Annotated in this window: 25 protein-coding genes; 14 read left to right on the top strand and 11 right to left on the bottom strand. The window is 69.7% G+C overall.

Features of this window, described 5'->3' with window-relative positions; all coding sequences use genetic code 11:
• Positions 1-15: 15 nt before the first annotated feature.
• The 7 genes from VEA62_RS15255 to acpS all read left to right on the top strand — a co-directional run bounded on the left by VEA62_RS15255 (position 16) and on the right by acpS (position 5,786).
• A complete protein-coding gene (locus tag VEA62_RS15255; protein ID WP_324823382.1) occupies positions 16-447 on the top strand; it encodes a hypothetical protein in 432 nt (143 codons plus the stop codon).
• 128 nt (positions 448-575) lie between these two features.
• Positions 576-935 (top strand): DNA-directed RNA polymerase subunit omega, encoded by a 360-nt coding sequence (rpoZ, locus tag VEA62_RS15260; protein WP_324823383.1) that lies wholly within the window; start codon positions 576-578, stop codon positions 933-935.
• A 137-nt stretch (positions 936-1,072) separates the two neighbouring features.
• Positions 1,073-3,229 carry a bifunctional (p)ppGpp synthetase/guanosine-3',5'-bis(diphosphate) 3'-pyrophosphohydrolase gene (locus VEA62_RS15265; RefSeq protein WP_324823385.1) on the top strand — a complete coding sequence of 719 codons (2,157 nt, stop codon included), beginning with the start codon at positions 1,073-1,075 and terminating at the stop codon, positions 3,227-3,229.
• 29 nt (positions 3,230-3,258) lie between these two features.
• A complete protein-coding gene (locus tag VEA62_RS15270; RefSeq protein ID WP_324823387.1) occupies positions 3,259-4,044 on the top strand; it encodes a TIGR00730 family Rossman fold protein in 786 nt (261 codons plus the stop codon).
• Positions 4,045-4,054: 10 nt separating this feature from the next.
• Positions 4,055-4,639, top strand: coding sequence for an orotate phosphoribosyltransferase (gene pyrE / locus VEA62_RS15275; protein WP_324823389.1), 585 nt, complete (start codon positions 4,055-4,057; stop codon positions 4,637-4,639).
• An 11-nt stretch (positions 4,640-4,650) separates the two neighbouring features.
• Positions 4,651-5,388: a pyridoxine 5'-phosphate synthase gene (locus VEA62_RS15280; RefSeq protein ID WP_324823391.1), complete on the top strand. Its 738-nt coding sequence runs from the start codon at positions 4,651-4,653 to the stop codon at positions 5,386-5,388.
• Positions 5,385-5,786: a holo-ACP synthase gene (gene acpS / locus VEA62_RS15285; RefSeq protein ID WP_324823393.1), complete on the top strand. Its 402-nt coding sequence runs from the start codon at positions 5,385-5,387 to the stop codon at positions 5,784-5,786. Before VEA62_RS15280 ends, acpS begins: the two co-directional genes overlap by 4 nt.
• Before the next feature lie 5 nt (positions 5,787-5,791).
• Here acpS and VEA62_RS15290 read toward each other — a convergent pair whose 3' ends face one another.
• The gene (locus VEA62_RS15290) at positions 5,792-6,202 is read right to left on the bottom strand and encodes a hypothetical protein (protein ID WP_324823395.1); all 411 of its coding nucleotides are present in this window, start codon (positions 6,200-6,202) and stop codon (positions 5,792-5,794) included.
• Positions 6,203-6,271: 69 nt separating this feature from the next.
• On the opposite strand from VEA62_RS15290, the gene lepB reads away from it, so the two are divergent.
• The 4 genes from lepB to VEA62_RS15310 are packed head-to-tail and all read left to right on the top strand — an operon-like array spanning position 6,272 to position 10,002.
• Positions 6,272-7,096 (top strand): signal peptidase I, encoded by an 825-nt coding sequence (lepB, locus tag VEA62_RS15295; RefSeq protein WP_324823397.1) that lies wholly within the window; start codon positions 6,272-6,274, stop codon positions 7,094-7,096.
• A 5-nt stretch (positions 7,097-7,101) separates the two neighbouring features.
• Positions 7,102-7,815, top strand: a complete 714-nt coding sequence (gene rnc, locus VEA62_RS15300; RefSeq protein ID WP_324823505.1) for a ribonuclease III — start codon at positions 7,102-7,104, stop codon at positions 7,813-7,815.
• A gap of 20 nt (positions 7,816-7,835) precedes the next feature.
• Positions 7,836-8,771, top strand: coding sequence for a GTPase Era (gene era, locus VEA62_RS15305; protein WP_324823399.1), 936 nt, complete (start codon positions 7,836-7,838; stop codon positions 8,769-8,771).
• A 4-nt stretch (positions 8,772-8,775) separates the two neighbouring features.
• Complete coding sequence (locus tag VEA62_RS15310; RefSeq protein WP_324823401.1) at positions 8,776-10,002, top strand: serine hydrolase domain-containing protein; 1,227 nt, start codon at positions 8,776-8,778, stop codon at positions 10,000-10,002.
• 41 nt (positions 10,003-10,043) lie between these two features.
• On the opposite strand, the gene VEA62_RS15315 is transcribed toward VEA62_RS15310, so the two are convergent.
• Genes VEA62_RS15315 through VEA62_RS15360 form a run of 10 tightly spaced genes read right to left on the bottom strand, consistent with a single transcriptional unit; the run spans position 10,044 to position 15,248 of the window.
• Entirely contained in the window at positions 10,044-10,442 is a 399-nt protein-coding gene (locus tag VEA62_RS15315) for an SgcJ/EcaC family oxidoreductase (RefSeq protein ID WP_324823403.1), read from the bottom strand.
• Positions 10,432-11,130, bottom strand: coding sequence for a dihydrofolate reductase family protein (locus tag VEA62_RS15320; RefSeq protein ID WP_324823405.1), 699 nt, complete (start codon positions 11,128-11,130; stop codon positions 10,432-10,434). Before VEA62_RS15320 ends, VEA62_RS15315 begins: the two co-directional genes overlap by 11 nt.
• A gap of 7 nt (positions 11,131-11,137) precedes the next feature.
• Positions 11,138-12,115 carry an alpha/beta hydrolase gene (locus tag VEA62_RS15325; RefSeq protein ID WP_324823407.1) on the bottom strand — a complete coding sequence of 326 codons (978 nt, stop codon included), beginning with the start codon at positions 12,113-12,115 and terminating at the stop codon, positions 11,138-11,140.
• A complete protein-coding gene (locus VEA62_RS15330) occupies positions 12,112-12,513 on the bottom strand; it encodes a DUF1801 domain-containing protein (protein WP_324823409.1) in 402 nt (133 codons plus the stop codon). Before VEA62_RS15330 ends, VEA62_RS15325 begins: the two co-directional genes overlap by 4 nt.
• A 1-nt stretch (position 12,514) precedes the next feature.
• Positions 12,515-13,006 carry an SRPBCC domain-containing protein gene (locus VEA62_RS15335; RefSeq protein WP_324823411.1) on the bottom strand — a complete coding sequence of 164 codons (492 nt, stop codon included), beginning with the start codon at positions 13,004-13,006 and terminating at the stop codon, positions 12,515-12,517.
• Entirely contained in the window at positions 13,003-13,410 is a 408-nt protein-coding gene (locus VEA62_RS15340; RefSeq protein ID WP_324823413.1) for a DoxX family protein, read from the bottom strand. The genes VEA62_RS15335 and VEA62_RS15340 overlap by 4 nt, the downstream gene beginning before the upstream one ends.
• Positions 13,407-13,835 (bottom strand): VOC family protein, encoded by a 429-nt coding sequence (locus VEA62_RS15345; RefSeq protein WP_324823415.1) that lies wholly within the window; start codon positions 13,833-13,835, stop codon positions 13,407-13,409. Before VEA62_RS15345 ends, VEA62_RS15340 begins: the two co-directional genes overlap by 4 nt.
• A gap of 51 nt (positions 13,836-13,886) precedes the next feature.
• Positions 13,887-14,369, bottom strand: coding sequence for an SRPBCC domain-containing protein (locus tag VEA62_RS15350; RefSeq protein WP_324823417.1), 483 nt, complete (start codon positions 14,367-14,369; stop codon positions 13,887-13,889).
• A gap of 41 nt (positions 14,370-14,410) precedes the next feature.
• Positions 14,411-14,917, bottom strand: coding sequence for an SRPBCC family protein (locus VEA62_RS15355; protein WP_324823418.1), 507 nt, complete (start codon positions 14,915-14,917; stop codon positions 14,411-14,413).
• Entirely contained in the window at positions 14,901-15,248 is a 348-nt protein-coding gene (locus VEA62_RS15360) for a metalloregulator ArsR/SmtB family transcription factor (protein ID WP_324823421.1), read from the bottom strand. The genes VEA62_RS15355 and VEA62_RS15360 overlap by 17 nt, the downstream gene beginning before the upstream one ends.
• Positions 15,249-15,385: 137 nt before the next feature.
• Here VEA62_RS15360 and VEA62_RS15365 point away from each other — a divergent pair, with 137 nt between their 5' ends.
• The 3 genes from VEA62_RS15365 (at position 15,386) to recO (ending at position 17,371) form a co-directional block, all read left to right on the top strand.
• Positions 15,386-16,003, top strand: coding sequence for a flavodoxin family protein (locus VEA62_RS15365; RefSeq protein ID WP_324823423.1), 618 nt, complete (start codon positions 15,386-15,388; stop codon positions 16,001-16,003).
• Between the two features lie 29 nt (positions 16,004-16,032).
• Positions 16,033-16,503: a nuclear transport factor 2 family protein gene (locus VEA62_RS15370; RefSeq protein WP_324823425.1), complete on the top strand. Its 471-nt coding sequence runs from the start codon at positions 16,033-16,035 to the stop codon at positions 16,501-16,503.
• A gap of 136 nt (positions 16,504-16,639) precedes the next feature.
• Positions 16,640-17,371 carry a DNA repair protein RecO gene (gene recO / locus VEA62_RS15375; RefSeq protein ID WP_324823427.1) on the top strand — a complete coding sequence of 244 codons (732 nt, stop codon included), beginning with the start codon at positions 16,640-16,642 and terminating at the stop codon, positions 17,369-17,371.
• Positions 17,372-17,402: the final 31 nt, after the last annotated feature.

Genomic DNA, 17,402 nt, shown 5'->3' on the forward strand with positions numbered 1-17,402 from the left:
CCTGGGGGGTATCAAATGATCGTCTGGTCCGGCTGGGGCTTTCTCGTCGCCATCTTCTACGTCGTCGGTTTCCTGATCGGAATGCCGGTGGGAAGCATGGTTTCCGCCGATCCGAACGTCGCGACGGCGGTCAGTTTCGTGTTCGCCGGGCTGGTGGCGGGGCTCGGCTCCTTCCTGCTGGCCCGTCAGATCGAGAAGGGCGAGGGGCGCGCCTTCATCGACGAAGCCACCCAGCAGCGGATCGTGGTGCGCAAGCACGCCGGCTCCCTGTTCTTCGTCCCGACCCGCTACTGGGCCTATATCGCGCCCGTGCTGGGCATCGGCCTGGCGGTGCTGATGATGACCACGCCGCCCGTCGACGCGGTCGAGCCGGCGGCTGTACAGGCCGCGCCGGTGGCGGAGGCTCCGGCGGTCGCCGAGGCGCCGGGGATGACGCCGGCCGCCTGACGGCCTGCCGGCCACCGTCCTGTGCGGCGATCCGGAGCCGTCGCCGCCTCATTCCCGCCCATGCGGCGTTGCACAATGGCGCTCGACCCTATATTTTGTGCGGTTCTCCCCCGCGCTCGAGGAATTTCATGGCCCGCGTCACTGTCGAAGACTGCATCGAGAAGGTGCCGAACCGGTTTGGTCTGGTCCTGCTGGCCGGGCACCGCGCCCGCTCCATCGCCAACGGCGCGCCGCTGACGCTCGATCGGGACAACGACAAGAACCCGGTCGTCGCCCTGCGCGAGCTGGCCGAAGACACCGTCAGCCCCGACGAGCTGCAGGAGAATATCGTCGTCACCCTGCAGCGCGTCGACGAGCGCACCGAAGCCGAGGACGAGGCCGAGGTCGTGGCCCTGCTGGCCGAGCCGCAGCACATGAACATGGCGGAAGCCGAGCTGATCCGCGCGCTGCAAAGCGACCGCGACGGCGGCCAGGAGGAACGGTACTGACGGCTGAACCAGCCAAAGGTATCACCATCCTGCCGGCGCGGACCTCGCAGCCCGCGCCGTCTCTGAAAGCTGCCAATCTCAACGAGCCGGAGGGCGAACGCCTTCCGGCCGAGGCGCCCGAGGCTTCGAGGGCCCGGGTGCTGCGGCAATTCGAGCTGGTCGAGGCCGTCCGGTCCTATGACCCCACCGCCGACGAGGGGCTGCTCAATCGCGCCTACGTCTATGCGATGAAGATGCACGGCTCGCAGCTGCGGGCCTCCGGCGACCCCTATTTCGCCCATCCCATCCAGGTGGCGGGCATACTGACCGACTACCGGCTGGACACGGCCACCATCGTCACCGCCTTGCTGCACGACGTGGTCGAGGACACCTCGGCCACCCGCGACGACATCGCCGCCATGTTCGGCGAGGAGATCGCCTCGCTGGTCGAGGGCGTCACCAAGCTGTCGCGGCTGGAGCTTCAGGCCGAGCACACGCGCCAGGCCGAGAACCTGCGCAAATTCATCCTGGCCATCTCGAAGGACGTCAGGGTTCTGCTGGTCAAGCTGGCCGACCGCCTGCACAACATGCGGACGCTGAAGCACGTCAAGCCCGAGAAGCGCGAGCGGATCAGCCGCGAGACGCTGGAGGTCTATGCACCGCTGGGCCGGTCGATCGGCATTCACTCGATCGCCTCCGAGCTGGAAGAGCTGGCCTTCGAACACCTCAACCCGACCGCCCGCACCGCCATCGAGCGGCGGCTGGAGGCGCTGAAGCTGGAGCACGGTCGCGCCATCGACGGCGTCTCGCGCGAGGTCGAGCGGGTGCTGGAGGAGGCCGGGGTCCACGCCAAGGTCTTCGGCCGCCAGAAGACGCCCTATTCGATCTGGCGCAAGCTGCAGCGCAAGTCGGTGGGCTTCTCGTCCCTGTCCGACATCTATGGCTTCCGGGTGATCGTCGAGGCCGAGGACGACTGCTACCGCGCGCTTGGCGTGATCCACCGCGCCTGGCCGATGGTGCCCGAGCGGTTCAAGGACTTCATCTCGACGCCCAAGTCGAACAACTACCGCTCGCTGCACACGACCGTGGTCGGACCGTCGGGGCTGCGCATCGAGATGCAGATCCGCACCGACGCCATGGACCGGGTCGCCGAGGACGGGGTGGCCGCGCACTGGGCCTACAAGAACCACTCCTACGGCTTCGACAAGGAGGCCATGGAGAAGGACGGCGGGCGCGATCCGCTGCAGAACCTGCGCCACCTGGTGCAGGTCATCGAGCACGGCGAGGGCGGTGAGGACTGGGTCGAGCACGCCAAGCTCGAGATGTATCTGGACCAGGTGTTCGTGTTCACGCCCAAGGGGGCGCTGATCACCTTGCCGCGCGGCGGCATGCCGCTGGACTTCGCCTACGCCGTCCATACCGAGGTCGGCGACACGGCGGTCGGGGCCAAGATCAACGGCGAGCTGAAGCCCATGCGGACCCAGCTGCAGAACGGCGACGTGGTCGAGATTATCCGCGGGACCAAGCGCGAGATTCCGGTGGACTGGCGCTCCCTGACGGTGACGGGCCGGGCCCGTTCGGCCATCCGCCGGCACATCCGCACCTCCGAGCGGGGCGAGTTCCAGAAGCTGGGCCGTGCGACGCTCGAGCAGACCCTGACGCGGGCCGGCAAGGCCGAGGCGGAGGTCACTCTGCGACCCGCGCTGGAGCAGCTCGGCTTCGCGAACGACGATGACCTGTACGAGGCCATCGGCCGTGGCCGGGTGTCGGCGGCCAGGATCGGCGAGATCCTGTTCCCGGCGCTGAAGGGGCGGCTCAAGGCCGGCCCCGACCGCAAGCGGATCGGCGACGAACAGGGCCGGCTGTTCGTGCGCGGAGGCGGGCTGACGCCGGGCGTCAGCGTCCACTTCGGCCACTGCTGCTCGCCCGTCCCCGGGGATCGGATCGTCGGCATCCTCGAGCCGGAGGCGGGGCTGACGGTGCACACCATCGACTGCCAGCGGCTGGAGGAGTTCGCCGACGACGACTCGGTCTGGCAGGATCTGCAATGGACGCCGCAGGCGGAGCAGGGGGCCGTGGCCTCGGCCCGGATCCGCGCCACCATCAAGAACGCGCCCGGCGTGCTGGGGCAGGTGGCGACCATCATCGGCGAGGCCGGCGGCAACATCCTCAACCTGGTCATGAGCCACCGGCAGCAGGACTTCTTCGACGTCGACATCGACATGGAGGTCGAGGACGCCAAGCACGCCACAGCCATCATGGCGGCGCTGCGCACCAATCCCTCGGTCGACACTGTCGAGCGGGCGCGGGGGTGAGCGCCGGGAGCCCCGACAATGCGGCCCAGATGGCGTCGCCGTCCTTCCGGCTGGCGGCGCTGGACCAGGATTTCGTGCTCAGCGACTCGATGCGCGGCGTCCGCTTCCTGCTGGAGTACGCCAAGGCCGAGGAGGCGCTTCGCGCCTGGGGCGTGCGTTCGACCATCGTGGTGTTCGGCAGCGCCCGCATCGGCGAGAACGACGATCCCGTCCACACCCGCTGGTACAACGAGGCCCGCGCCTTCGGCCGCATCGCCTCCGAGCGCGGCGGCGCGCTGCGCGGCCGGGTCGGCGAGCCGCGCGACAACGTCATCGCCACCGGCGGCGGTCCGGGGATCATGGGGGCGGCCAACCGGGGCGCGGCCGACGCCGGCGCACCCTCCATCGGCTACAACATCACCCTGCCTCACGAGCAGGAGCCGAACCCCTGGTCGACCCCCGAGCTGACCTTCCGCTTCCACTACTTCGCCATGCGCAAGATGCATTTCGCCATGCGCGCCAATGCGCTGGTGGTGTTCCCCGGCGGCTTCGGCACATTTGACGAATTGTTCGAGATCCTGACGCTCCGCCAGACCGGCAAGTCCAGCAGCATTCCCATCGTGCTGTTCGACGAGAGCTACTGGCGGTCCGTGGTCGGTTTCGACTCGCTTGTGAAACACGGCGTGGTCGCCGCATCCGACCTGGATCTGATCAGCTTCGCCGAGACCGCCGAGGGGGTGTGGCGGGAGCTCCTGTCCCGCGGTCTGCGGCCCGGCGGCGAAAACCGGCCCGATCCGCATCAACCTTCGCTTCAAAGCGAGGGCGTGACGGGTTAGGGGAGGGGCCATGACCTCCGATGACGTTCTCGACGAATTCCGCCACGCCGGCGCCCTGCGCGAAGGCCATTTCGTGCTGTCGTCGGGCCTGCACAGCCCGGTCTTTCTCCAGAAGAACCTCGTGTTCATGGACGCGGCGCGGTGCGCCCGGCTGTGCAAGGCGCTGGCGGAGAAGATCACCGCCGCCGTCGGCGCGGTCGACGTGGCCATCTCGCCGGCCGTGGGCGGCATCATTCCGGGCTATGAGACCGCCCGCTGGCTGGGCGTGCCCTCGATGTACGTCGAGCGCGAGGGCGGCGAGTTCAGGCTGCGCCGCGGCTTCCATGTCGAACCGGGCCAGAAGGTGGTCATGGTCGAGGACATCGTCACCACCGGCCTGAGCTCGCGCGAGTGTATCGCGGCGATCCGGGCGGCGGGCGGCGAGGTGGTGGCGGCGGCCTGCATCGTCGACCGCTCGGGCGGCCGGGCCGACGTCGGCGTGCCGCTCGTCGCGCTGGCGACGCTGGATGTTCCCGCCTGGCCCGCCGACGCCCTGCCGCCCGAACTGGCCGCCCTGCCGGTCGAGGATCCGGGCAGCCGGCGGCTGGCGAAATAGGAGAGGGGCCGATGGTCTCGCCCGTGCGTCTGGGGGTCAATATCGACCACGTGGCGACCGTCCGGAACGCCCGCGGCGGCGCTCACCCCGATCCTGTCCGCGCCGCGCGCGAGGCCCTGGCCGCCGGCGCCGACGGCATCACCGCCCACCTGCGCGAGGACCGCAGGCACATCACCGACACCGATATCGAGGCGCTGAGCGAGCTCTGCGCCGTCGCCGGCCGGCCGCTGAATCTGGAGATGGCCGTCACCGACGAGATGCTGACCATCGCCCTGCGCCATCGCCCGCACGCCGCCTGCCTGGTGCCCGAACGGCGCGAGGAGGTGACCACCGAGGGCGGTTTGGCCGTCGCGGGCCACGAGGCGCGCATCGCGCCCGTTGTCCGCGCCCTCGCTGACGCCGGCGTGCGCGTCTCCCTGTTCATCGAGCCGGCGCTGGAGCAGGTCGACGCCGCCCACGCCGTCGGCGCCCAGGTCGTCGAGTTCCACACCGGCCGCTACTGCCACGTCCCGGGGGACGAGCGCGCGGTGGAGTTCGCCCGCCTGCAGGCCGCCGCATCGCGCGCCGCCGACCTCGGCCTCGAGGTCCACGCGGGGCACGGGCTCGACTACCAGACGGCGGCGGACATGCTGGCCATCCCCGAGGTGCGCGAACTCAACATCGGCCACTTCCTGATCGGCGAGGCGGTGTTCGTGGGCCTGACGAACGCCATCCACCGCATGCGCGCCGCCATGGACGCCGCCTCGTGATCGTCGGCGTCGGCGCCGACCTGTCGGACATCCGGCGCATCCAGAACTCGCTGGATCGCTACGGAGAGCGCTTCAAGGCGCGCTGTTTCACCGACCTCGAGCGCGCGCGGTCGGACCGCAAGCCCCAGCCGGCGTGGAGTTACGCCAAGCGGTTCGCGGCCAAGGAGGCCTGCGCCAAGGCCCTGGGCACCGGCATGAGAGCCGACGTCTACTGGCGCGACATGGGGGTGGTGAATCTTCCCTCGGGACAGCCGACCCTGCAGCTGACGGGCCATGCCGCCGAGCACCTGGCCCGGCTGACGCCGCCCGGTCACAAAGCGCTGATACACCTGACCCTCAGCGACGAGCACCCCTACGCACTCGCCTTCGTGGTGATCGAAGCCTTGCCGATGGCTTAATCACGTTATACCGGTTTTGCCGCTGAAAGACCGCGAAACAGCGGCTGGGGGACAGGGTCAAGATGAGCGACGAGAACAAGCCGCACGACGACCACGGCCATGACGCCGGGCACGGTCACGAAACCCACCCCGAGCCGGCCCACGCCGCGCCCTCCGGGCATGACGATCATGGCCACGACGCCCATGCCCACGACGCCCATTCGCATGACGACGGTCACGCGCCGGCGGCCGCCCATCACGACGACCACGGCCACGACGATCACGGCCGCGACGATCACGGCCGCGACGATCACGGACATGGGGCTGAAGGGGCGGGGCACGACCACCCCGCCGACGACGCCCATCCGGTCGCCGACGCCCATGCGCCTGATCACGCGGGTCATGGCCACGACGATCATGCCGCCCACCACGATCATGTGACTTCGGGGGAGGCCGCGGTCGTCGCGGGCGCCGCAGGAGCCGCCGCAGCCTCGTCAAAACCGCCGGTGTGGAGCGATTCCGGCGACGCCCCGTTCGAGGATGTCGACGCCACCCCCGTCTATGCGCGCGGCAAGAAGGGCCGCAAGAAGGGCAAGTCGGGCGGCAACGAGACCTTCGAGATCGTCAAGACGATCTTCTTCGCCCTGCTGATCGCCTTCGTCCTGCGCGTCCTGCTGTTCCAGCCCTTCACCATTCCGTCGGCCTCGATGGAGCCCAACCTCTACGAGGGCGACTACATCGTCGTTTCGAAGTGGAGCTACGGCTATTCGAAACACGCCATCCCGTTCAGCCCGCCCGTGTTCGAGGGCCGCGTCTTCGCGCAGCAGCCGCACCGTGGCGACATCGTCGTGTTCAAGCTGCCGCGCGACAACAAGACCGACTACATCAAGCGCCTGATCGGCCTGCCCGGCGACCGGGTGCAGATGATCAACAACGTCCTGCACATCAACGACCAGCCGGTCCGCGACGTGGTCATCAGCGACGAGGACGCCGCCAATATGTACGGCATGCCGATCATCAAGGCGCGAGAGACCCTGCCCGGCGGCAAGACCTTCACGATCCAGGACTACGGCCCGGGCAACGAGGTCGACGACACCCCCGTGTTCCAGGTTCCGGCCGGCCACTATTTCATGATGGGCGACAACCGCGATAACTCGGTCGACAGCCGCTACGCCCCCAGCCAGAACGGCGTCGGCCTCGTGCCGGCGGAGAACCTGATCGGCAAGGCCGAGATCATCCTGTTCTCGTGGACGCCCGGCGCCTCGCTGTGGAATCCGATCAGCTGGTTCAGGAATGTGCGGCCCAGCCGGTTCTTCACCGTCCTGAACTGATGGCGGTGGATCGGCGGGCCGAGGCGGTCGCGGCGCTGGCCCGCAAACTCGGCCACGACTTCCGCGATCCGTCCCTGCTCGACCAAGCCCTGACCCACGCCAGCGTCGGCGAGGGGGCGGAGCGCGACGCCCGCGGCCGGCCCTTCCTCGACAACCAGCGCATGGAGTTCCTCGGCGACCGGGTGCTCGGCCTGCTGGTCGCCGACCGGCTGATGCGGGACTTGCCTCACGCCGACGAGGGCGAGATGTCGTCCCGCCTGCACGCCCTGGTCGACAAGGCCACCTGCGCCCGCGTGGCGGAGGCGCTGGGCGTCGGGGCCGCCATGCGGTTGTCGCCCGGGGAGGCGAAGCAGGGCGGCCGCCGCCGCGAGGGCGCGCTCGGCGACGCCATGGAGGCCATTCTGGCGGCCGTCTGGCTCGATGGAGGCATGGACGCGGCCGGCGCCGTGTTCGAACGCGTCTGGGCCGCCGAACTGGCAGCGCCGCCGCGCAAGTCTCTGACCAATCCCAAATCCGCCCTGCAGGAATGGGCGCTGGGGCAGGGCAGGCCGCTGCCGACCTATCGCATTGTCGAGCGCACCGGCTCGGACCACGCCCCGACATTCACCGTCGAAGCAAGCGTGGCCGGATATCCGCCCTTGACCGCGCAGGGCCGTTCGCGTCAGGACGCGGAGAAGGCGGCCGCCATCGGCCTGCTGCAGCGTGAAGGCGTGATTTGACCGACCCCCAAGAGACTGGCGTGACCCAGCATGCCGGCTTCGCCGCCATCATCGGCGCCCCCAACGCCGGCAAGTCCACGCTGGTCAATCGCCTGACGGGAACCAAGGTCTCGATCGTCACCCAGAAGGTCCAGACCACCCGCTTCCCGGTGCGCGGCATCGCCATGGAGGGCGACGCCCAGATCGTGCTCGTCGACACGCCGGGGATCTTCACCCCGCGCCGCCGGCTGGACCGGGCCATGGTCGCCTCGGCCTGGGGCGGGGCGGACGACGCCGATGTGGTGGTCCACCTGATCGACGCCGCCTCGCACATCGCGGCCGAGGGCAAGGAGGGCCAGGCCGCCGACCGCCGCTCCGCGGAGGACACCGAGACCATCATCGCCGCGCTCAAGGCCGCGGGGAAACAGGTCATCCTGGCCCTCAACAAGATCGACGGCATGCGCCGAGACACCCTGCTGGCCCTGTCGCAACGCCTGTTCGACACCGGCGTCTATTCCGAGGTCTATATGATCTCGGCGCTCAGTGGCGACGGCGTCGACGACCTCAAGAAGCGCCTTGCCCGCGCCATGCCCGCCGGGCCGTGGCTGTATCCCGAGGACCAGTCCGCCGACGTTCCCATGCGCGTGCTGGCCGCCGAGATCACCCGCGAAAAGGTCTATCTCCGCGTCCACGAGGAACTGCCCTATTCGGCGGCCGTCGAGACCACCTCGTTCGAGGACCGGCCGGACGGCTCGGCCCGCATCGAACAGACCATCTACGTCGAACGCGAAAGCCAGCGGCCGATCGTGCTCGGCAAGGGCGGCCAGACCCTCAAGTGGATCGGCCAGAAGGCGCGCGAGGAGCTGATGGAGTTGCTCGACCGCCCGGTCCACCTGTTCCTGACGGTCAAGGTCGACCCCAAGTGGCAGGACAGCCGCGCCCTCTACGCCCAGTTCGGGCTGGACTACGACGTCTAGGCCGGTGTTCCACGTCCCCAGACACTCCGGCGGCCATCCGCGCCTGGCGGCGGGCTTTCTCGCCCTGCTGTTCATCCTCGCCGCCGGCCTGATCGCCTGGCTGACGGTGCGGCCCCTGCCGGCGGCCTCGGAGCCGGAGCCGGCGGCGCCCCGGCCGCCGCTGGTGGTGGTGCAGGACCTGCCGGGGCTGACCGAACAGCTGGACCGCTGGGGCGGCTCGGGCGCCTTCACCGGCGGGGTGCTGGTGGCGAGGGGCGACAAGGTGCTGTTCCGCCAGGTCTATGGCTATGCCGACCGCAGCCTGGGCAAGCCCCTGGAGCTCGATTCCCGCTTCCGCCTCGCCTCGGTCAGCAAGCAGTTCACCGCCGCGGCCATCCTGCGGCTGCAGGACGAGGGCGTGCTGTCGGTGGACGATCCCGTGTGCCGCTGGGTCGATCCATGTCCCGCCGCCTGGGCCCCCGTGCGGCTGCATCATCTGCTTTCCCATACCTCGGGCATTCCCGATCTGATGGCGCGGCCCGGCTGGGGCGTGCGCCGCGTGACGCCCGCCACGCCTGAGGAATTGACTGCAGAATCAACAAAGTATGGCTTGCAGTTCCCGCCCGGCACGAAGGTCCGCTACGACAACGCCGGCTACAACCTGCTCGGCTATGTGGTCCAGAAAGCCAGCGGCCTGCCGCTGCAGGACTATCTGCGCGACGCCTTCTTCGAGCCCCTCGGCATGGCCGACACCGGCTTCGAGGACGACCGGTCCGGCGTCGTCATGGGCTACGCCAACCTGGCCGGCGGACCGACGCCCCAGCCGCAGCACAACGTCAGCATCATCTTCGGCGCGGGGGCCCTGTATTCGACACTGGACGACCTGCTGGTCTGGGAACGGGCGCTGCATGGCGGCAAGCTGCTCAGCCCGGAGAGCTATCGTCAGATGATCGCCGACCATGCGCCCGCCGATACCCCGCCCGAGCGCGGCCGGCCGCGCCGCGACTGGGGCTATGGCCTGTTCGTCAACAGCCTCGGCCGCCGGGTCAATCCCGCCTTCGAGGACCGGCAGATCTATCATACCGGCAGCTGGTCCGGGTTCCGCAACCTGATCACCCACCAGCCGGACGAGGATGTCACGGTGATCGTGCTGTCGAACAACTATCACCAGCGCGACGCGGTCTTCCTGCTGTCTCAGCAAGGCATGGCCGAGGCGCTGGGGCGGGCCTTCCCGACCGGTATGGCCCGCTAGACCCGATCCTGCCGGACACGGAGCGAGAGCCCTGCGTCCGTTCAGGCCGACCGCAGCGGGAACGAATGATGTTCGTGCGCGACCGCCCAGCGGTCGTTCGTCTTGCGCAGTCCCAAGGTGAGCCGAAGCCGGTTGTCCGGATCGCGGCGGAAATCCTCGTCGGTCCCGCAACGAAGCAGGGCGTGTGCGAACGCAACGTCGTATCCGGCCGTCACCTCCAGGGCGACGATCTCGAACACGGCTCCCCGCCGCTGGTAATCGAAGAACACCGGCCAGGTCTCCCGGTAGGCGGTCTTCCCCCGCACCTCATTGGGCGGCGGCACGTCGAACATCACGATGTCCTCGGCATGATCGGCGAGGACAGCGTCCATGTCGCCCGCGTGCACCGCCTTCGCCCAACGGTCGATCAGCGCACGGATCGCTGCTTCATCACCGGTCACGGCTGGCCTCCTTTCCGGTCAGGCCCGGCTCTTCCCGCGCCCAGCGTTCGCGCCGCGCCAGTTCCGCCGCGCCGGGCTCGATCTCGCCGAACGTGCCGGTCCGCGGCGGCAGGTCCGTCCTCTCCCAGGTGTTGGCGATCACGCCCGAGGCCGACTGCCGGGTCTTCGTCAGCGCCCAGGTGCGCGGCGTCGAGGCGGCGTCGAACCACCGCTTGCCCCTGCCCAGGATGATCGGGAAGGTCAGCAGGGTCATCTGGTCGATCAGGTCGTGGGCCAGCAGGGTGTGGATGACCTCGCTGGAACCCTGGATCAGCAGGTCGCGACCCTCGGTGGCCTTCAGGGCCCGCACCGCTTCGGCCAGATCGCCCTCCAGCCGGTGGCTGCCAGCCCAGGTCAGGGGCGTCTCCGGGCCGGCGGCGACATATTTGTCGATGGCGTTGAAGGTGCGGCCGATCTCGTCGTCCATGTGCGGCCAGTAGGCGGCGAAGATCTCGTAGGTGCGGCGACCCAGCAGCAGGTCGTAGTCGTCGCCCATGGCCTCGTCCATCAGGCCGCCGGAGGCCTCGTCGAAATGCGGCCAGACCCAGCCGCCGAAGGCGAAGCCGCCGGTCGTGTCCTCGTCCGGCCCGCCGGGGGCCTGGATGACGCCGTCGAGCGAGGTGAAGGTGGCGGTTCTGATCCTGCGCACGGCGGCCTCACTCGCTTCCGGGGATGTCGTCGAACAGGCCACCCGGCGGCGGGCGGGTCCGGTCGTCGAGGAACGGCAGGATCATCGCCGCGAGCAGCGCCGGATCGCCGAACACCTCGACGTGCGAACTGGCCGGCAGGATAGCCAGCCGCGCCGGCGGGGACTCGGTCAGGAAGGGCTGGGCGGCGCGCGCCGTGTCGCCGCCGCCACGCAGGCGGTACAGCTCGACCGCGTGTTCGGGTCGCACGATGTCGTGGTCGCCGACGATGATGAAGGTCGGGGAGGCCAGGGCGCGGATGTCCTCCGCCGGCCAGTCCTGGCCGTGGTCCATCACCTTGATCTTGTTCACCACCGAGGCGAAGGCGTCCGGATTGGGCGCGAGGCGCTTGAACTCCGCCTCCATCGGCGTGCCGGCGAAGACCTCGGGCGTGATGCCTTCCATCATCTGGCTGAAGCCCGGCAGGTTGCCCGCCTCGTTGAAGCTGACCGAGGCGACGACCAGGTGATCGACCATCTCCGGATGGCGCAGCGCCAGCTGCAGGGCCGCGCCCGCGCCCATCGAATAGCCGATCACATCGGCCTTTCGCACGCCCGCGTCGGCCAGCACGGCCGCGGCGTCGTCCGCGAGGTTCTGGTAGGTGATCGGCCCAGGCAGGTCGCCGGTCCGGGCATGGCCGCGCTGATCCACCACGATGAGCGGCCGGTCCGTGATCAGGTCGGTCAGCGGTCCCATCGCGTCCGACGACATGAAGGCGCCGTGCAGGACCAGCACCGGCCTCTTGCCGGACCTCAGGTCGCCGTGGACGAAGTAGCGGACCTCGCCGCCTTCGACGGCGGCGGAGTCGGCGCGGGGCGCCGGCCGAGCCGTGGCGTTCGCGGCGACCGCAGGGGCGGGAGCCTGGGCGAGCGCCGGAGAAGCCGCCGCCATGGCCAGCACGGACGCCGCCGCCAGAACGGCGAAGCGGTCGAGAGGCAGTCGTGTCATGCGGACGGCTCCTTCTTCAGGTCCTTGGTGGGGTCGCCGAGGGCGGCGTTCAGACCGACGGCGGCGCGGGTGAGGTCGGTGACGACAGCCGCGTCGATCATGTCGCCCTCCGCCAGGCTGATCGTGGCCATCTCGTACTGGCCGCCCGGCTTCAGGCGGGGCTCGAGGTCGCGCAGCCGCTGGCCTCGCCAGAAGCCCAGCAGCACACGCCCGCTCTCGGCGCGGATCAGCAGGGCCGGGCCGTTCGAGAGGTAGACGAGGTGACCCCATTTGATCACTTCAGCGAGGCCGTCGACCCTCCGGACGGCGGCGCGCAGGGCCTCGACCCGGTCGCGTCGCCAGCCGTCCAGACCGGCCACATAGGCGTCGGGATTCGCCGCGGCCGGTCCCTTTTCCATCTCAGTCTCCCGCCGCCGTCACGGCGCGGACGTGCGCCGCCAGCTTGTCGAGGCTCTGCGACCAGCCCGTCTCCATTCCGCCGAGCGGACCGAGGGCGTCTTCGCGGGCCTGGATGACCACGGCCTCGAACCGCATGACGGTGCGGCCGTCGGCCTCCTCGAAGCGGACGGTCTGCTCGACCTCGAACCACACCGACCCGTCGGGCAGGTCGATCCAGGTCCGCATGACCAGCCGCTCCGGCTCGTCCAGTTCTACGAAGCGGCCGTCGAACGGATGGTCGGTCCCGTCCGGCGCCCGCATCGCCATGTGGATGGCGCCGCCGGGCCTGACATCCATCCGGACCACCGGCATGGTGAAATGCTCGGGGCCGAACCAGGCCGCGACATGGGCCGGATCGGTCCACATCTTCCAGACCAGGGCGCGAGGGGCGTCAAAGGTGCGGACGATGCCGAGGCGCCTCAGCGCCTCCGGAATGGCGGCGGCGACGCTCACGACGCCGCCTCCGCCCGGGCGCGCCGGACCGGGAAGAGCGCGCGCAACGCCGGATCCCGCAGCCACAGCCCGCCCCACATGAACAGGCCCAGGTAGATCGAGAACAGCACATGGCTGAACAGCGGGCTTTCGGCCCGGATCTGCGTCGCCATCGCTCCGCCCAGCAGGCCCGTGAACAGGACGGCGCCGAGCAGGCTGGTGCGCGGGACCAGGTACAGGATCAGGAAGCCCAGCTCCATCACGCCGATCATCAGCACATAGCCGGAGGGCCAGCCCAGCTGGGCCATGGTCTCCTCGGCGACGGGCATGCCGCTCAGCTTCGGAAACGCCGAGGCGCCGAGGATGAACAGGGCGAACAGGCCGGTCAGCACCCGGCCGGTCCATACGGTCGGCGAGGCCCTCATTTCGGCAGGTCCGGATTGACGTTGATCATCCACGGCACGCCGAACCTGTCGGTCAGGGAGCCGAAGCCCGGCGACCAGAAGGTCTCGGCGAAGGCCATGCCGACCTTGCCGCCCTCGGCCAGGGCCTCGAACCAGCGCCGGCCCTCGGCTACGTCGCTGGTGTGCAGGGTGACGTCGAAGCCGTTCTTGGGCTTGTCGATGTTCGGGGCCCAGTCGACATCCATGTCGGACCCCATGATCGCCTGGTCGCCGACCTGCAGCCAGCAGTGCATCAGCCAGTCCTTGTAGGCCTCGCCCACCGGCATGTCGGGCGGGCCGTCGCTGTAGGGCATGGCGGCGGTGATCTCGCCCCCCAGCACCTTGGCGTAGAATTCGAAGGCCTCGCGGCACTGGCCGCGGAAACTGAGACTGGTCACGATCTTCATGGTCGTTGCTCCTGAGCAGGTTGAACCAGACGCGTGGCGCGCTCTGCGCCGTTACCGATCCGCACCGCCGGCCGCGAGGAAGGCCTCCAGCCGTTCGAAGGTGCTGGTCCAGCCATGCCTGTGCCCGACGAGGCTCTGCTCCGACTTCAGGCCCTCGTGGGTGAAGTCCATCAGGGTGCCGCCGCCCGGGGCGTCGCGGAGCTGGACGGTGACCAGGGTGTCGGCCGGGGGGCCGTCCTCGTGCGACTCGTCCCACTTGAAGGTGAAGACCAGCCGCTCCTCGGGGACGATCTCGCGATAGACCCCGCCCTGCCACAGGTCCTGGCCGGTGGCGGGCGAGCGCAGGCAGGCCCGCCACTCGCCGCCGACCCTCAGGTCCTGGCTGGCGCTGACCGCCGGCCACTCGACCGGACCCAGCCACAGCACCATCACCTCGGGGCTGGTCCACGCCCGCCACACCAGCGCCCGCGGCGCATCGAAGAAGCGCTGCATCTGCAGGGTGGGACGGGTCGCGGGGGCTTCGACGAGGGTCATGGCGCGGGCTCTTCAGCGGGTCCGGTCGAGGCCGGGGAGGGTCAGTTCGGCTTCTTCAGCAGCTCGGCCAGCTGATCGGCGCACTGGCCCCAGCCTTCATGGAAGCCCATGGCCTCGTGCTGCTTCATCGTCTCGGCGTTCCAGTGGCGCGCCGTGGCCACGTAGTCGGTCCTGCCGTCCTCCCTCGGGGTCAGCTCGACCGTGGCCACCATGAAGGGCTGGCCGGCGGGCTCCCATTCGGGCGTCAGGGCGTCGGTCGTGATCCAGCGCCTGTTCGGCTCGACCGCCAGGAAGACGCCGCTGTTGGGGAAGCGCTCGCCGTCCGGGCCGTGCATGACGAAGTTGAACACGCCGCCGGGGCGGGGATCGACCTGCACGTCCGAGATCGTCCACGGCTTCGGCGCGAACCATTGCTGCAGCAGCTCGGGCGTCATCCAGGCCTTCCAGATCTGCTCCGGCGCGGCGTCGAGAACGCGGCGCAGGACGAGGGCATGCTGGTGGGCCACGCCGTCGGTTTCGCAGGGGTTGTTTTCAGTTTCGTGGGCCACTGGGGTCTCCCTTCTGGATCTTCTTGAGGTAGGCGTCGAGGCGGTCGAAGCTGGCGTCCCAGAAGCGGCGATAATGTTCCAGCCAGTCGGCGACGCCTTTCAGGGCCATGGGTTCGAGCCGGGCGGGACGCCACTGCGCCTCCCGCCCGCGGCTGATCAGCCCGGCCTTCTCCAGCACCTTCAGATGCTTCGACACGGCCGGCAGGCTCATGTCGAACGGCTCGGCCAGGTCGTTGACGCTGGCTTCGCCCTCGCACAGCCGGGCCAGGATGGCCCGCCGTGTCGGGTCGGCGAGGGCGGCGAATTTGGCGCTGAGAGGATCGGTCTGCATGGTCGGGCTTCGTGTGTAACTTACAGGTTAAGTGCGCCTGTCCGCTGTCGTTGTCAACTATCCGGTTAAATAACCCTGCGAGCGGCGCCGGAACGGGGAGGGCGGCCGGGGGTTCGTTCCGGCAACCGGAGCCCGCCATGAAAGCCCTCGTCCTCAACTGCACGCTCAAGCCGTCGCCGGAGCCCTCCAACACGGAGGCGCTGGCCCGGGTGGTCATGGCCGAACTTCAGAAGGGTGGAGCCGAGGTCGAGCTGATCCGCCTCGTCGACCTGAACCTCAAGCCTGGCGTGAAGACCGACGAGGGCGAGGGCGACGACTGGCCCGCGGTCCACGACAGGCTGACGGCCGCCGACATCCTCGTCATGGCCACCCCCACCTGGCTGGGGCAGATGTCGAGCGTCTGCATGCGTGCGCTGGAGCGCCTCGACGCCCTGTTTTCCGAGACCGACGACAGCGGCCGCCCCGTCGCCTTCGGCAAGGTCGCCGGCGTGGTCGTCACCGGCAACGAGGACGGGGCCCACCACATCGTCGCCACCGTCTGCCAAGGCCTGATCGACATGGGCTTCACCATTCCCGGACAGAGCTGGACCTACTGGCACCTCGGCCCCGGGCCGGGGCCCGACTATCTCGATACGGACAAGGCTCACGACTATTCCGACCGCGTCGGCCGCAACGCCGCCCGCAACCTGCTGGCCCTGGCCCGGGTGCTGCGCCCCGAGACCTATCCGGTTCCGGAAACCGCCGAGCGGGTCTAGGCTCGCGCCTTCACGCGTCCGGAGGTCCCATGTCGCTGCTGCTCGCCGCCCTCTCGGCCCTCGCCGTGCAGGCCGCCCCCGCGGCTGCCCCGGAAGAGGCCGCCATCGCCGCCGTGCTGGACAGGTTGAACGCCGCCTCCACCGCCGCCGACGGCCCGGCCTATTTCGCCCTGTTCACCCCCGACGCCCGCTTCATCGGCACCGACGCCACCGAGCGCTGGTCGCTGCCCGAGTTCCGGGCCTTCGCCGAGCCCTATTTCGCCCGCGGCCGCGGCTGGACCTACACACCGTCGGCGCGCGTCATCACCGTCGCCCCGATCGAATGCCGCTGCGTCGCCTGGTTCGACGAGGAGCTGGACAATGCCGGCTACGGTCAGACCCGCGGCTCCGGCGTCCTGCGCCTGACCGACGACGGCTGGAAGATCGAGCAGTATGTCCTCAGCTTCGCCGTCCCCAACGACAAGGCCGAGGCCGTCGTGCGGGTCATCCGCGGCGAGTGAGGTCGGTCGCCCGCGGCCCGGCGCATAAGGCGAATGCCGTGAGACGCCAAGGCAGGGGTTGGCGGACGTGCAAGCTGTCGCCCCTGGCGAGGCGAGAACGTATGGCCAACACCGCCCCGGCGAGCTAACGGAGACCATGGATTTCACCGATGACGCCTTCGTCCTCTCGGCCCGGGCGCACGGCGATACCGGCGTGCTGGTCGAGCTGCTGACGGCGGAGCACGGCCGCCGCGCCGCCTATGTCGCCGGTGGGGCCTCGCGCAGGATGAAGCCCTTCCTGCAGGCCGGGGCCCGCGTCGTCGCCGACTACCGCGCCCGGACCTCTGACCACTTGGGCTCGGCGCGGCTGGAGCCGGTGGGGGAGGGGCCCAGCGCCCTGTTCGACGACCCGCTGGCCCTGACCGGCCTCGCCGCCGCGGCCTCGGTGGCCCAGGGCGCGCTGCCCGAGCGCGAGCCGCATCCCGGCGCCTTCTTCGCCTTCGAGGCGCTGATGGCGGCCTTCGCCGTGCCCGATGTCTGGCCCGCCATCTTCGTGCGTTTCGAGGCCGGCCTGCTCGACGACCTCGGCTTCGGTCTCGACCTTTCGCGCTGCGCCGTCACCGGGACCATGGACGACCTGATCTGGGTCAGCCCCCGCACCGGCCGCGCCGTCAGCCGCGCGGCCGGCGAGCCCTACGCCGGCAAGCTGCTGAACCTGCCGCCCTTCATGCTCGGCGCCCAGGCCGGGCTGGGGCAGGGCGACGTCGGTTCGGGCCTGGCCCTGACCGGCCATTTCCTCGAACAGTTCGTCTTCCACCCGCTCGACAAGCCCCTGCCGCCCGCGCGGGTGTGGATGATCGACAAGCTGGGCGAGGCGGGGCGGCTTTAGGCGCTAGACTCCGGGGCTCAGATTGCCGATT

Source organism: Brevundimonas sp., from assembly GCF_035627475.1.
Lineage (GTDB): Bacteria > Pseudomonadota > Alphaproteobacteria > Caulobacterales > Caulobacteraceae > Brevundimonas.